Below are 14,565 nucleotides of genomic sequence, written 5' to 3' on the forward strand. Positions count from 1 at the left end.
GTCGTCGCTGAGGACGGCTCACACCGAGATCGGAGTTAGGTATGCGCAGCATTCGAATGGTTCTCGCCGCGGCGGCTGCCGTGGCATTGGGCCTCGGACTCCCCGCGACCGCGACGGCCGCATCCGACCCGCCAGTCCCGCAGGAGTGGTCCACGCAGCTTGGCGCGCCCTTCAGCATCGCCCTCGACGGCACGCGCGTGTACATCGCCGATGGAGCGACGGGGACGATCGGCCAGTTGCAGCCCGACGGACAGGTCGCTCCGCTCGTCGAAGGCATCCCGGGTCTAACGGGCCTCGCGATCCGCGGCGCATCGATGGCCTGGGGATCGTCGATCGAGGACGGATCCACCGAACCTCCGGTGATTCTGCAGAGCGGGCTCAACATCCGCGGCCCGAAGGGGGCGACCGTCTACGCCGATCTGCACGCGTACGAGGTCGCGAACAACCCTGATGGGGCCAACACCTACGGCATCATCGACCCGAGCCAGTGCGTCATCGACGCCGCCGGCGAGATGCCGCTGAGCTACCCGGGCCTGATCGATGCGCACGCCTACAACGTCGCGTCGTGGAAGGGCGATTGGCTGGTCGCCGATGCAGGTGCCAACGCCGTGATGAGGGTGACCGACTCCGGGCAGATCAGCACGCTGGCGGTGCTGCCGCCCGTGCCGGTGACGCTCACCGCCGAGACCGCCGGGATGCTCGGCCTGCCCGCGTGTGCGGCGGGTGACACCTACTATGTCGAACCGGTGCCAACAGGCGTCGCCGTCGGCAGTGGCAACACGATCTACGTCACCACCCTGCCGGGCTTCCCTGGGGAGAGCGCCTCGCAAGGGGCGCTGTGGGAGGTCGACGCCAGAAGTGGCTCTGTCACGCAGCTCGTGTCCGGACTGTCCGGTCCGACGAGCGCAGCGGTCAAAGGCAAGGACGTCTATGTCGCTGAACTGTTCGGCGCAGGGGTGACCAAAGTCACCGCCGGTACCCCGTCGACGTACGCCGCCCTCAGCGGGGCACTCTCTGTGGCGGTCACATCCAACGGCACAGTGTGGGCGGCGACGGCGGATCTCTCCGGCGGTCCTGGCACGATCGTCAGCATCGCGAAGGGCAAGGTGCACGTGAACGGAAACATCGTCCGCTGACACGGCATCGCAGAAAGGCAAGACCCCCGCCGACCCGATTCGGCGGGGGTCTTTTCGGGAGCTGAGCTCACCGTGCGCGGAAAGCTTCTGACTACCCGATCCGGTCTGAGTCGCTCCGCGCAAGAGCAGTTCTACGTGCCGAAAGTGTCTCATCGGTGAACGCGCCGGGAACACCAGGACCGAGTGCGTTTCGAAGGATACAAGGACGCCCTAGTAAATCCCCGGGATGCCGAGTAATCTGGACATCACGCCAAAGAAGGCGTGAAGGGACAGTGCACAATGACTCGTACAATCCCGCATCTCATAGGCGGATCGCTCATCACGCCGGATGCCGGACGCTTCAGTGACGTTTTCGATCCGAGCACCGGTGCCGTGCAGGCGCGGGTGCCGCTGGCTTCGGCCGATGAGGTTTGTCGCGTGATCGAGAACGCCGAGGCCGCGCAGCCCGCATGGGCTGCCACCAATGCCCAGAAGCGCGCTCGGGTCCTGATGCGCTTCGTCGATCTCGTGAATCGTGACATGAACGCGCTTGCCGAGCTCCTCTCCAGTGAGCACGGCAAGACCCTCGACGACGCCAAGGGTGATATCCAGCGCGGTCTCGAGGTCATCGAGGTCTGCATCGGTGCACCGCACCTGCTCAAGGGCGAGTACTCCACGCAGGCGGGCACCGGCATCGACGTGTACTCGATGCGTCAGCCGCTCGGCGTGGTCGCCGGCATCACGCCGTTCAACTTCCCTGCCATGATCCCGCTGTGGAAGGCGGGGCCGGCGCTCGCCGCCGGCAACGCCTTCATCCTCAAGCCCAGTGAGCGCGACCCCTCGGTACCGGTTCGTCTGGCCGAGCTGTTCCTGGAAGCGGGTCTGCCCGAGGGAATCCTCAACGTCATCCACGGCGATAAGGAAGCCGTCGACACGCTGCTCGCCGACGACCGCGTCAAGGCGGTCGGCTTCGTCGGATCCACCCCGATCGCGCAGTACATCTATGAGACCGCAGCCGCGCACGGCAAGCGCGCGCAGTGCTTCGGCGGCGCGAAGAACCACATGATCGTGATGCCCGACGCCGACCTCGACCAGGCGGTCGACGCTCTCATCGGCTCCGGCTACGGCTCGGCGGGCGAGCGTTGCATGGCGATCTCGGTCGCGGTCCCCGTCGGCAAGGAGACCGCCGACGCCCTCGCCGCCAAGCTCACCGAGCGGGTCGCGCAACTCAAGATCGGACCCTCGCTCTCCCAGGGCGTCGACTACGGGCCGCTCGTCAGCCGCGCCGCGGTCGAGCGCGTCGAGGACTACATCCAGCAGGGCGTGGATGCCGGAGCGACACTGCTCGCCGACGGCCGAGGCTTCTCCGTCGACGGGCATGAGGAGGGCTTCTACCTCGGCCCGACGCTGTTCGACAACGTGACGACGGACATGTCGATCTACCGCGAGGAGATCTTCGGACCGGTGCTCGTGATCGCGCGGGCGAACGACTACGAAGAGGCGCTGGCGATGGCCTCCGACCACGAATTCGGGAACGGCGTCGCGATCTTCACCCGCGACGGCGACGCAGCCCGCGACTTCACCGCACGCGTGAACGTGGGCATGGTCGGCGTCAACGTGCCGATCCCCGTCCCGATCGCGTACTTCACGTTCGGCGGCTGGAAGAAGTCCGGCTTCGGAGACCTCAACCAGCACGGCGCCGACGCCTTCCGCTTCTACACGAAGACCAAGACGGTGACGAGCCGCTGGCTGTCTCATGACACCCGTGACGGCGCCAGCTTCGTCATCCCGACCATGCACTGAGCCCACAAGGAACGCACATGACGATGATCACCACCACCGCCGAAGAGCGCGAGGCCATCCTCGGCGCCGTGCGCGAATACGCCGAGACGGAGTTGGCCCCGTTCTCGGGCGAGCGCGATGAGAAGCACCTGTTCCCGAGGGAGTCGCTGCACCGCGGCGGCGAACTGGGGCTGGGCGGCATCTACGTCCGCGAGGAGTCCGGCGGCACCGGCCTCTCCCGGGTCGACACCGTCGCGATCTTCGAGGAGCTCGCGAAGGGCGACCCCGCCATCGCGTCGTACATCTCCATCCACAACATGGTCGCCTGGATGATCGACACCTACGGCGACGAGTCCCAGCGCGGCCGCTGGCTGCCCGAACTCACCGGGATGTCAGGGTTCGGCAGCTACTGCCTCACCGAGCCGGGTGCAGGATCGGACGCCGCAGCCATCGCGACCAGCGCGGTCCGCGAGGGCGACGAGTTCGTCCTCACCGGTGTCAAGCAGTTCATCTCCGGCGCCGGCGAAGCGGCGGTCTACGTCGTCATGGCTCGCACCGGCGACTCTGCAAGCGGCGCTCGCGGCATCAGCGCATTCCTCGTCCCCGGCGATGCCGACGGGCTGAGCTTCGGTGCGCTGGAGAAGAAGATGGGCTGGCACGCGCAGCCCACGCGCCAGGTGATCTTCGACGGCGTCCGTGTTCCGGCATCCGCCATGCTCGGCGACGAGGGAACCGGATTCGCGATCGCGATGTCGGCTCTCAACGGCGGCCGGCTCAACATCGCCGCCTGCTCGCTCGGCGGCGCGCAATGGGCGCTCGACCGCGCCGTGCAGTATGTGCACGAGCGAGTCGCATTCGGTGAGCCGCTCGCCGAGAAGCAGTCGATCCTGTTCGCCGTCGCCGACATGCGCACCGAACTGCAGGCCGCGCGGCTGATGGTCAGGAACGGCGCACAGGCTGTGGACGAGAAGGCTCCGGATGCCACGATGCGCTGCGCCATGGCCAAGCGCTTCGCGACGGATGCCGGATTCGACGTCGCCAACCGTGCTCTACAGCTGCACGGCGGGTACGGCTACCTTCAGGACTACGGAATCGAGAAGGTCGTTCGCGACCTGCGCGTCCACCAGATCCTGGAGGGGACCAACGAGATCATGCGACTCATCGTGGGCCGCGAGATGCTCCGCCCCGCAGGCTCCGCATCCATGCGCAGCACGGCGAGCGAACCGGTGAGGAGCGCATCATGACCCGTATCGCCTTCCTGGGCCTCGGACACATGGGGCTGCCGATGGCCCTGAACCTGGTCAAGGCGGGTCACGATGTCGTCGCCTTCGACGTGATGGATGCTGCACGCCAGGCGGCCGTGGATGCCGGGCTCACGGTGGCGGAGTCGGGGGTGGACGCCGTTGCCGGCGCCGAGGTCGTGATCACGATGTTCCCCGCCGGCAAGCACGTGCTCGACGCCTACCAGGGTGGGCTGCTCGACGCAGCCGCCCCTGGCACGCTGTTCATCGAGTCGTCGACGATCGCCGTCGACGAGGCACGCGCTGCGCACGAACTCGCTCTTGCAGCGGGGCATCGCAACGTGGATGCCCCGGTCTCGGGTGGCGTGGTCGGAGCCGAGAACGGCACGCTCGCGTTCATGGTCGGCGGGTCCGATGAGGACTTCGAGGCGGCCCGCCCCCTGCTCGAGGCGATGGGCAAGCGGATCGTGCACTGCGGCGGGCCAGGCCTCGGCCAGGCGGCGAAGGTGTGCAACAACATGATCCTCGCGGTATCGCAGATCGTCGTGGGTGAGGCGTTCGTGCTGGGCGAGCGCCTCGGCCTCGCACACGAAGCCCTGTACGACGTGGTGTCGCAGGCGTCGGGGCAGTGCTGGGCGCTGTCGACCAACTGCCCTGTACCCGGACCGGTTCCGACGAGTCCGGCGAACCGCGACTACCAGCCGGGGTTCGCCGGAGCGCTCATGGCGAAGGACCTCGGGCTCGCGCTGAAGGCGATCGAGCAGACCGACACCGACGCGAAGATGGGCCGACTGGCGCAGGAGCTGTACGCGGCCTTCGCCTCCGGCGACGGCGCCGGTCGCGACTTCTCCGGCATCATCACCGACATCCGCGACGGCCGCGTCTGACCGGCATCCGGCAGACTTGAGCACGACCCCGACGGAGAGGAATCCGATGACCGAGTATGAGACGATCCTTGTCGAGCAACGCGGACGCGTGGGCTGGATCATCCTGAACCGCCCGCACGCGCTGAACGCCCTGAACGGGCAGATCGCCGACGAGGTCACGGCTGCGGCCACCGCTTTCGACCGCGATGAGGGCGTCGGTGCGATCGTCGTGACCGGTTCCGAGAAGGCGTTCGCCGCCGGCGCCGACATCAAGGAGATGGAGGGGATGACGGCATCCGACATGCTCTCCACCGATCACTTCGGTGCGTGGACCGAATTCGCCGCAGTCCGCACTCCCGTCATCGCCGCTGTGAGCGGCTTCGCACTCGGCGGCGGATGCGAGCTCGCGATGATGTGCGACATCATCCTCGCCGCCGACACCGCGAAGTTCGGTCAGCCCGAGATCAACCTCGGGGTGATCCCCGGAATGGGCGGCACGCAGCGCCTCATCCGGGCTGTCGGGTACTACAAGGCGGCGGAGCTCGTCCTGTCGGGGCGTCTGATGGGCGCCGAGGAGGCGGAGCGTGCCGGTCTCGTGTCGCGGGTGGTGGCGGCATCCGATCTGCTGGATGAGGCGACGAAGCTCGCCGAGACCATCGCGTCGAAGAGCCTGCCATCGGTCTACGCCGCGAAGGCAGCTCTGGATGCCGCGATGGAGACGACCCTCGCCGAGGGCCTCGCACACGAGAAGCAGGCCTTCGCCGCCCTGTTCGATACCGAGGATCAGAAGGAGGGGATGTCCGCCTTCCGCGAGAAGCGGTCCCCGAACTTCACGAACCGGTAGGCGGCTCGGCCCACTTGCACGACGCGGGCACACCTGCACGACGAAAGCGGAGGTTTGGTCGTGCACCTGTGCCGTGGTCGTGCATGCGTGCCCCGGTCACCCGCGCAACGCGTCGAGCACCTTCTCCAGTCGTCGCTGGCGGGTCTCGTCCTGCTTCGCCTCGGTGATCTGCCGCGCCATCTCCTTGCGCTTGGACGGTGCGAACGCGTCGAAGGCCGCACGGGCGGCGGGGTCGGCATCCAGTGCCTCGGCGAGTGCCGGCGGGAGCTCCACGACACGCTCCTCGGCATCCACCCGGATCGTCACCTCGACCTCGTCGCCAGGGGAGAGGCCGACTTCGGCGCGTGCGGCCTTGCTGAACCCAATCAGGTTCTGCCCGCCCATGCGGGCCAGGCGCAGGCGGATGCTGCGATCGCCGAAGTCGACCACGACGGGGAACGCCTTGCCGGCGCCTAGCGACGCGACCTCCTCGTCGGTGAGGACGATCGCGGCGGCAGGGCCGCGGGGCTCGAGGGTGGTGGTGAGCTGCAGTTCGGACATGCCCGTCAGGTTACGCGGAGTCGCGCTCGACCGAAACCGCGATCGCGACTGGCATCCGCAACTCAGAGCGGGTCGGGCTGGGGGCGCGGTTCGGTGAAGTCGCCGGCATCCCGGCGGAGCCTGGCGACGATGGCGACGAGGTCGGCGGTGTCGGTATCGCTGAGACCCGGGTTGGTGAAGACCTGGCTGTTGAGAGCCGCGGTCGCCCGCTCGACGAGGTCCCGTCCGGCCTCGGTGAGAGCCAGCATCGCGGCCCGCCCATCGTGCGGGTGCGGTTCGCGCACGACGAACTCGTCGCGCACCAGACGTTCGGCCGTGCTCGTGACAGTCGTGGCGTGCACCTGCAGTCGGGAGACGACGCTCGACAGCGGGAGCCGGCCGGCGCGGCTGAACGCCAGCAACCGCAGCACCTCGTAGCGGGCGAAGCTCAGCCGGAACGGCTTGAGCGCGGCATCCACTCGGGCGAGCAGAAGCTGCTGCGCCCGCATCACCGAGATGACGGCGGTCATGCCGTCGGCGGCATCGGTCCATCCGTGCGCGAGCCACTGCCGCTTCGCCTCGGCGAGCGGATCGATCGGGAGCGGACGGAGTCGGGCCACATCCTCACGCTACTGGGTGCGCCGCCCGTGCCGGCGCACCCCGCGCGTCAGTCGATGTACTTGATGTCGATGTCGGCAACGTCCTGGTTCTCGAGGTTGACCACGATGTTGTCTGGAGTGCGGGTCGTCATCCAGACGAGCTCCTCGGTGTGGCTCAGGTTGCCCTCAATGTGCGGGACAAACGGCGGAACGTAGACGAAGTCCCCCTCCGACATATAGAGAATGTCCTCATAACGCTCGCCGAAGCGGATGAAGCCGTTCCCCTTGAACACATAGCCCCCGGTCTCGGCCTCGCCGTGGTGGTGTGGATCGGAGACCTCACCGGGCCCGGTGTAGACCTTGCCGAACCAGAGGTTCTCGACCTCGGTCGTCTCGACGGAGACGCCGGAGTACCGTCGCGCCTTCGCTGTCTGGCCAGGAGCCATGGGCAGCTCGTCCTTGCGCTGAACCGAGAGCTTCTTCAACTCCTTGGGTGCATCGGTCATGATCATTCCTTTCTGTAGTGGTCAGTGTTCTGCTGCGACGGGAGAGGTGAGCGTTCCGAGCCCGTCGACCGAGATTTCGAGGACGTCGCCCGGGGTGAGCCAGAGCGCGGGCTTGCGGCCGTCACCGACACCGCCAGGAGTGCCCGTGGCGATGATGTCTCCGGGGCGCAATGTCGTCCATTCGGAGCAGTACGCGACGAGGTGGGCGACGTCGAAGACGAGTTGGTCGAGACTCGAATCCTGCACGATCTGTCCGTTGACGCGGGTCTGGATCCGCTGTGATCCCACCGCGCCGAACTCGTCGGTGGTGACGATGGCAGGGCCGAGGCTGCCACTGCGGGGGAAGTTCTTGCCGGGCGTGAACTGCGACGTATGACGCTGATAGTCGCGCAGCGATCCGTCGTTCATGATCGTGTACCCGAGTACGTGATCGAGTGCGTGCGCCTCATCAACGTGACGCGCCTCGCGCCCGATCACCACGGCGAATTCGCCCTCGTAGTCGAACGATGTGCTGTTCCCGGGAGCGACCAGGTCATCGCCGTCGCCTACGAGCGAGTCGGCGAACCTGGTGAAGATCACAGGCTTCTCAGGCCACGGCCGATTCATCTCTTTGATGTGATCGGCGTAATTGAGACCGACGCAGATGATCTTCTGTGCATCAGGGACCGGGGGGAGCAGGTCCACACTGTCGCGTGCGATCACCGTCGCGCCCGCTGCGGATTCGACGACGTCCCACAGTGCGCCGTTTCGCAGGACGTCGCCGAGCGATCGACCTGCGGAGGCTCCGACCGCACCGAGATCGCGGATGATCTCACCGTCGAGCGAGCCCCAGGAGACGCGACCCGCGTCAGTGAACGAAATGAGCTTCACGGTTCCTCCTTGAATCCGGTCTTCGATGGGCGCATGCTTCAGTGTAAACTAACAAGCAACCGTTCGCTAGAATCACGAAGAGGTGACACCTGATGCCCAAGTCCCAAGCTCCGCCTCGGTTGTTCGAGCCGATCACGTTGCGTTCGGTCACCGCGCGGCACCGGCTCTGGGTCGCGGCCATGTGTCAGTACTCCGCGCGCGACGGCGTCGTCCAGCCGTGGCACCTGGTGCACCTCGGGTCGTTCGCGATCGGCCGGGCCGGTCTGATCATCACCGAGGCGACGGCAGTGAACCCTGAGGGCCGGATCAGTTCCACCGACGCGGGGATCTGGACCGATGAGCAGGCTGCTGCCTGGGAGCCGGTCGTCGAGTTCGTACACTCGCAGGAGACGCCGATCGTCGTGCAGTTGGCTCACGCAGGGCGGAAAGCGTCGAACCGACCGCCGTTCCAGGGGCGCGGCTATTTGCCTGTCGATGAGGGCGGATGGGAGACGGTGGGGCCCTCCGGTGTCCCGTTCGGTGAGCTGCCGGAGCCACAGGCGCTGACTGCTGACGGCATCTCGGGAGTCATCGACGACTTCACCGCAGCGGCGAGGCGCGCAGTCGCCGCGGGGTTTGACGGCGTCGAGATTCACGCTGCGCACGGATACCTGCAGCACCAGTTCCTCTCGCCAATCTCGAATCGACGTGAGGATGAGTATGGCGGCAGCTACGAGAACCGCACCCGAATCGTCCGCGAGACGGTGTCAGCCGTTCGCGGCGCGATCCCGGATGGCATGCCCTTGCTCATCCGGCTCTCCGCGACGGACTGGGTGCAGGGCGGCTGGTCTCTGGCTGATACGCAGCGTCTCGTGCCCGTGCTCCGTGACCTCGGGGTCGATTTCGTCTCGATCTCGTCGGCCGGCAACGACCATCGACAGGAGATCCCGGTCGGCCCTGGCTACCAGTTGCCCCTCGCGCGTGCGGTTCGTGAGAGCGCGGGGGTGCCCGTCGGCGCGGCGGGTCTCATCACTGAGCCGCGACAAGCGGAGACGGCCCTGGTCGACGGTGGCGCGGATGTGATCTTCGCCGCGCGGCAGTTCCTCCGCGAGCCCGGGTTCGCGTTGCGAGCGGCCGCCGAGCTCGGGGGTCACCTTGAGTGGGCGAGGCAGTACCGGATGGCGCGTTTCGACGGCAGCATTCCGTGACCTTGACGCGCCCACCTGGTAGAAGTGAAGCTAGAGCGTCCTGCGGACGGACGTTCGTGTGAGCACGCGACAGGAGTATTGGGTATGACGGGGGTTACGGCCAGCGGGCAGCAGACGGCGGCGGCGATTCGACGTGAGGCGGCGGCCAGTTTCGTGAAGCACGGCTACGAGGCCACAAGCCTCCGCAACATCGCTGCTGCAGTAGGCATCAAGGTCGGAAGCCTCTACAACCACATCACGAGCAAGGAGGATCTGCTCCTCTCTGTGATGGGCGGGACGATGGATGACCTGAACGCGCTGATGGAAGAGGCTCTGGACGGTCCCACCGACCCCGTCGACAGGCTCATCGCCTTCGTCGAATGCCACATCCGATTTCACGCTGAGCGTGCGCAGGAAGTATTCATCGGCAACACCGAACTCCGGTCGTTGCGCGACGACGCGCGCGCTGAGCTCTCCCAGAAGCGCCGCGAGTATCGCAAGCTGCTGGAGGAGTTGATTGTCCGGGTAGGGGAAGCCGGTGAAGCCGACATCCTCAATGCCCGGCTTCACGCATTCAGCATCGTCGCGATCGGAACGCACGTTGCCGGCTGGTACCGCGAAGATGGCGGCCTCCCGCTCGACGAGATCATCGAGATCTACACCACCATGGTGCTCCGCAGTCTGAGCGTGGAGAACGCGGATACGCGCGTGAGCGAGCACCTCGCCACTCTCGGCTGAGTATCCGGTCTGCCGGGCTTGCGTCCGTTCTCCGATGAGCTACACTCGATGACAGACGAACGCTTGTACGTTTGTTTATGACATGGAGAAGCAAAGATGCGCACCATCGGAGAATGGACTCGGCTTAACGCTCGGCGGCACCCCGACCGAGAAGCTTTCGTCGGCATCGACGGTCGGGTGACGTTCGGCGAGGTCGCCGAGCGAGCATGGCAACTCGCCCGTGGGTTGCGCGCCGCGGGCGTGCAGCCGGGAGGCACCGTCGGCGTCCTCGCCGGCAATACAGTGTTCAACGCGGAAGTCTTCATCGGCACGGCGATCAGCGGCGGCATCTACACCGCGTACAACTGGCGGTGGGCAGCGGAAGAGTTGGCCGAGGGGATCCGCGAGAGCGAGACGTCGATCGTCGTCGTGGAGGATCGCTTCCTGTCATTGCTCAACGACGCGCTCAGCATCATCGCCGCGCGACCCGAGACGAAGCGTCTGCCGCGCGTGATCGAACAACCGCGCGTCGACGCGCTGCGCATCGGCGAGGGAGAGGCTCCCGACGTCGTCGCACCCGATGACGCCCTCTGCCTGATCTACACGGGCGGCAGCACCGGCACCTCGAAGGCCGTGGTGCTGTCGCATCGTGCGGCCACCGCGAACGCATTCAACGAGTACATCGACCTCGGGATCGGTGCACACCCCCAGGAGCGCGGCCTCCTCGTCACCCCGATGTTCCATTCAGCAGGTCTGCTGACGTGGCTGGTCACACACTTCGTGGCGGGAAAGACCACCGTGCTCGTCGACAAGTTCGACGAGCAGGAATTCGTGGAATGGGTCGGTCGTGAGCGGGCCACCAATAGCTTCATGATCCCGAACATGATGCGCCGGCTAATGCAGGCGGGCGCTTTCGAGGCCCCGGAGGTGCAGAAGCACTTCAGGGCGATGCACACGGGGGCCGGCCTGCTCCGCATGCCCAACAAGGTCGAGTTCATCGAGACCATGCCCAACGCCAAGCTGTTCTTCCGGTACGGGCTCTCAGAAGCAGGACCGATGGTGACGAGGCTCCACCATGACGACATGCTCGACCCCGGTGTCGACGGATCCATCGGTCAGGAGTACACGCTCGTCGAGTCGAAGCTGATGAGCATCGACGGCGATGATCGTGCGGTCGAGCCGGGCGAACTGGGTGAGATCTGCGTTCGCGGCCCCAGCATCATGACCGGCTACCACCGGCGGCCGCAGGCCACCGCCGAGACGATCGTCGACGGATGGTTGCACACCGGCGATCTCGCCACACAGGACGACCGCGGGTACTACTTCTTCAAAGACCGACTGAAGGAGATGATCAAGTCCGGCGGCGAGAACGTCTACTGCGTCGAGATCGAGCAGGCCCTCTATCTGCACCCCGCCGTGCTCGAAGCCGCCGTCGTCGGCGTCGCGAACGAGGCCTGGGGCGAGGAGGTCCGCGCAGTCGTGTCGTTGCGCGAGGGCCGCGAGGCCGATGCGGGGGAGCTGTCGACGTTCCTTCGCACCCAACTTGCCGGGTACAAGATCCCCAAGGAGTTCGCCTTCATGAGGGCGTCCGAACTGCCGCGCTCGGGCGCGGGAAAGCTCGTCAAGGAGCAGCTGAAGCACAAGCTCGGCTGGAACTGATCCGCCGAAGAACAGCAAGAGAGACTGAGATGTTCGAGAAGATCCTGATTGCCAACCGCGGCGAGATCGCCGTTCGCGTGATGCGCACCGCCAAGCGCCTCGGCATCGCGACCGTGGCCGTGTACTCCGATGCGGATGCCGGTGCCCTGCACGTGCGGACCGCCGACGAGGCGTTCCCGCTCGGCGGGGGCCCCGCGAGCGACAACTACCTCAACGTCGCGAAGATCGTCGAGGCGGCGAAGCGCACCGGGGCACAGGCCGTGCACCCCGGCTACGGGTTCCTGGCCGAGAACGCGTCGTTCGCAGAGGCGATCACGGACGCCGGGATCGCATTCATCGGCCCGTCGGCGGGTGCCATCACGACGATGGGCGAGAAGGTCGCTGCCCGCGCCGTCGCCGTGGAGGCGAAGGTTCCGCTCGCCCCTGGCTCCGACGGGCCGATCACATCCGCCGACGAGGTCATCGCATTCGGCGACGCACACGGGTACCCGGTGCTGGTGAAAGCCGCATACGGCGGCGGCGGACGCGGCATGCGCGAGATCCGTTCGGCCGACGAAGCGCCTGAAGCATTCGCCGCCGCCGTGCGCGAGGCGACCGCGGCTTTCGGCAACGGCGAGGTGTACTGCGAGCGCTACCTGGTGAACGCCCGCCACGTCGAGGTGCAGGTGTTCGGTGACAGCCACGGCGAGATCGTGTATCTCGGTGACCGCGACTGCTCGGTACAGCGCCGTCACCAGAAGCTCATCGAAGAGGCTCCTGCACCTGGGCTGAGCGACGAGCTCCGGGCCGCGATGGGCGAAGCCGCAGTGCGACTGGCCGGCCACGTCGGCTACGTGGGTGCGGGTACGGTCGAGTTCCTCGTCGAGGACGGGGCGTTCTTCTTCCTCGAGATGAACACGCGAATCCAGGTGGAGCATCCGGTGACCGAGGCCGTGACCGGCCTCGATCTCGTCGAGCTCCAACTGCGGGTCGCGGACGGCGAGCCACTCGGCATGACGCAGGCGGACGTCCGCATCACCGGCGCGGCGATCGAAGCTCGCGTCAACGCCGAAGACGCCTCCGGTGGGCTGTTCCTCCCCGCGCCCGGCCCCATCGCTACGCTGGATGCGCCGAACGATGATGGCCTGAGATGGGATGCCGGCTACGAGAGCGGCGACGAGGTGCTGCCGCTCTACGACAGCCTCATCGGCAAATTGATCTCCGCCGCACCCACTCGTGAGGAGGCCATCGACCAGCTGCGTGACGGGCTTGCGCGCCTGGCCGTCGCCGGCGTCGCCACGACGGCTCCGGCGGCTCGTCACATCATCGGCCTCGCTGCCTTCCGTGGCATGGAGATCAACACGCTCTGGCTCGAGTCCGACGTGGATTTCCCCGAATTCGACGAAGAGCCGGAAGACCGCTTCGAGGTGGAGGTGGGCGGACGCTGGTATCGGATTCCCTTCTTCCCGGAGGGCGTCGTGGCCGCGCCAGCGGGCGTCCTCGCACCTACTGAGCCGGCCGCCTCGCGAGGGGCCGGGCCTCGAACGGCCGGAGGGCGCTCCCGGAAGAAGGCCGGGGACGGCACCGTCAAGGCTCCGATGCAGGGGACGATCGTCAAGATCAACGTGGCACCGGGTGACGAGGTCAGCGCCGGAACGGTGCTCTTCGTCCTCGAAGCCATGAAGATGGAGAATCCGATCCAGGCGCAGCAGGACGGTGTCATCGCCGCGGTGCACGCCGAGATCGGGCAGTCGACGCCGTCAGGAACGCTTCTCGCCGAGTTCGCCAAGGCGGATGCCTGATGCGGGCACTGCGCTCGGTGCTGTTCGTCCCCGGACACAAGGCGGACTGGATCCAGAAGGCTCTCTCGTCGTCGGCCGACGGCATCATCATCGACCTCGAGGATGCCGTTCCGGAGACCGACAAGGCGCTCGCACGTGAGAATGCACGCACCGCGATCTCGTCGTACTCCGGTGGCAAGACCGTGCTGGTCAGGGTGAATGGACTGGAGACTCCGCACTTCGGGGACGACGCACGCGCCGTGGCCGTCGAGGGTGTGGGCGGGCTTCTTCTGCCGATGCTCCGGCATCGCGACGACGTCGTGGCCTTCGACGGCGTGATCGCCGCCGCCGAGATACTCAACGGCGTCCCGCGGGGATCCGTCGAGGTCGTGCCGTCGTTCGAGACGGCAGAGTCGATCGTCGACGTGGAGAGCATCCTCAGCGGACCGCGTGTCGGCGGGGTCATGGCCGCTGCCGCGAAGGATGCCGATATCTCGCGGGCGGTCGGATTCCGCTGGAGCGCCCAGGGCCTGGAAACGCTGTATCTGCGCAGTCGAATCCTGCTCGCTGCCCGTGCTGCGGGGCTGGAGCTGATCGTTCTCGGCCTGTGGCAGGACGTGCGCGACCTCGACGGCATGCGCACCTTCGCCCGCGACAATGCTGCGCTGGGGTTCACCGGTCAGGTTCTCATCCATCCGACGCATGCCGACATCGCCAACGAGGAGTACGGCCTCTCAAACGATCGCGTCGATTACTACCGGAGATTGATCGCCGCCTTCGAAGCCGGAGAGCGCGCGGGGCACGGGGCCGTGAGCTTCGAGGGCGAGCACATCGATCTCGCTCACGCCAACAATGCGCGCGAGCAGTTGCGGCGCGCGGGACTTTCCGTCGTCCAGACGGCAGAGTGAACAGGAGCACGCC

14 protein-coding genes are annotated in these 14,565 nt (G+C 66.7%); 10 read left to right on the plus strand and 4 right to left on the minus strand.

The features are described 5' to 3' along the window. The first annotated feature begins 41 nt into the window (after positions 1–41). The 5 genes from LQZ87_RS06850 (at position 42) to LQZ87_RS06870 (ending at position 5,848) form a co-directional block, all read left to right on the plus strand. Positions 42–1,136 (plus strand): ScyD/ScyE family protein, encoded by a 1,095-nt coding sequence (locus LQZ87_RS06850; RefSeq protein WP_230102722.1) that lies wholly within the window; start codon positions 42–44, stop codon positions 1,134–1,136. Between the two features lie 279 nt (positions 1,137–1,415). After that, positions 1,416–2,918, plus strand: a complete 1,503-nt coding sequence (locus LQZ87_RS06855; protein ID WP_230102723.1) for a CoA-acylating methylmalonate-semialdehyde dehydrogenase — start codon at positions 1,416–1,418, stop codon at positions 2,916–2,918. 17 nt (positions 2,919–2,935) lie between these two features. Then, complete coding sequence (locus LQZ87_RS06860) at positions 2,936–4,141, plus strand: acyl-CoA dehydrogenase family protein (RefSeq protein WP_230102724.1); 1,206 nt, start codon at positions 2,936–2,938, stop codon at positions 4,139–4,141. Then, entirely contained in the window at positions 4,138–5,025 is an 888-nt protein-coding gene (gene mmsB, locus LQZ87_RS06865; RefSeq protein WP_230102725.1) for a 3-hydroxyisobutyrate dehydrogenase, read from the plus strand. Before LQZ87_RS06860 ends, mmsB begins: the two co-directional genes overlap by 4 nt. Before the next feature lie 46 nt (positions 5,026–5,071). Beyond that, positions 5,072–5,848: an enoyl-CoA hydratase gene (locus tag LQZ87_RS06870; RefSeq protein WP_230102726.1), complete on the plus strand. Its 777-nt coding sequence runs from the start codon at positions 5,072–5,074 to the stop codon at positions 5,846–5,848. A gap of 96 nt (positions 5,849–5,944) precedes the next feature. Here the strand turns inward: LQZ87_RS06870 and LQZ87_RS06875 are convergent, their stop codons facing one another. From LQZ87_RS06875 to LQZ87_RS06890, 4 genes are all read right to left on the minus strand, one after another. Further along, a complete protein-coding gene (locus tag LQZ87_RS06875; RefSeq protein ID WP_230102727.1) occupies positions 5,945–6,388 on the minus strand; it encodes a YdeI/OmpD-associated family protein in 444 nt (147 codons plus the stop codon). 62 nt (positions 6,389–6,450) lie between these two features. Next, positions 6,451–6,987 carry a MarR family transcriptional regulator gene (locus LQZ87_RS06880; RefSeq protein ID WP_230102728.1) on the minus strand — a complete coding sequence of 179 codons (537 nt, stop codon included), beginning with the start codon at positions 6,985–6,987 and terminating at the stop codon, positions 6,451–6,453. Between the two features lie 47 nt (positions 6,988–7,034). Continuing rightward, the gene (locus LQZ87_RS06885; protein ID WP_230102768.1) at positions 7,035–7,412 is read right to left on the minus strand and encodes a cupin domain-containing protein; all 378 of its coding nucleotides are present in this window, start codon (positions 7,410–7,412) and stop codon (positions 7,035–7,037) included. An 81-nt stretch (positions 7,413–7,493) separates the two neighbouring features. Then, entirely contained in the window at positions 7,494–8,342 is an 849-nt protein-coding gene (locus LQZ87_RS06890) for a fumarylacetoacetate hydrolase family protein (protein ID WP_230102729.1), read from the minus strand. A gap of 92 nt (positions 8,343–8,434) precedes the next feature. Here LQZ87_RS06890 and LQZ87_RS06895 point away from each other — a divergent pair, with 92 nt between their 5' ends. From LQZ87_RS06895 to LQZ87_RS06915, 5 genes are all read left to right on the plus strand, one after another. Then, positions 8,435–9,529: an NADH:flavin oxidoreductase/NADH oxidase gene (locus tag LQZ87_RS06895; RefSeq protein WP_230102730.1), complete on the plus strand. Its 1,095-nt coding sequence runs from the start codon at positions 8,435–8,437 to the stop codon at positions 9,527–9,529. A gap of 24 nt (positions 9,530–9,553) precedes the next feature. Next, positions 9,554–10,246 carry a TetR/AcrR family transcriptional regulator gene (locus LQZ87_RS06900; RefSeq protein ID WP_230102731.1) on the plus strand — a complete coding sequence of 231 codons (693 nt, stop codon included), beginning with the start codon at positions 9,554–9,556 and terminating at the stop codon, positions 10,244–10,246. A gap of 96 nt (positions 10,247–10,342) precedes the next feature. Further along, positions 10,343–11,884, plus strand: a complete 1,542-nt coding sequence (locus LQZ87_RS06905) for an AMP-binding protein (protein WP_230102732.1) — start codon at positions 10,343–10,345, stop codon at positions 11,882–11,884. Positions 11,885–11,913: 29 nt separating this feature from the next. After that, positions 11,914–13,665, plus strand: a complete 1,752-nt coding sequence (locus LQZ87_RS06910) for a biotin carboxylase N-terminal domain-containing protein (RefSeq protein WP_230102733.1) — start codon at positions 11,914–11,916, stop codon at positions 13,663–13,665. After that, positions 13,665–14,552 (plus strand): CoA ester lyase, encoded by an 888-nt coding sequence (locus LQZ87_RS06915; RefSeq protein WP_230102734.1) that lies wholly within the window; start codon positions 13,665–13,667, stop codon positions 14,550–14,552. Before LQZ87_RS06910 ends, LQZ87_RS06915 begins: the two co-directional genes overlap by 1 nt. The last annotated feature ends 13 nt before the right edge of the window (positions 14,553–14,565 follow it).

It is taken from the genome of Microbacterium sp. Bi121, from assembly GCF_918698005.1.
Taxonomy (GTDB): domain Bacteria; phylum Actinomycetota; class Actinomycetes; order Actinomycetales; family Microbacteriaceae; genus Microbacterium.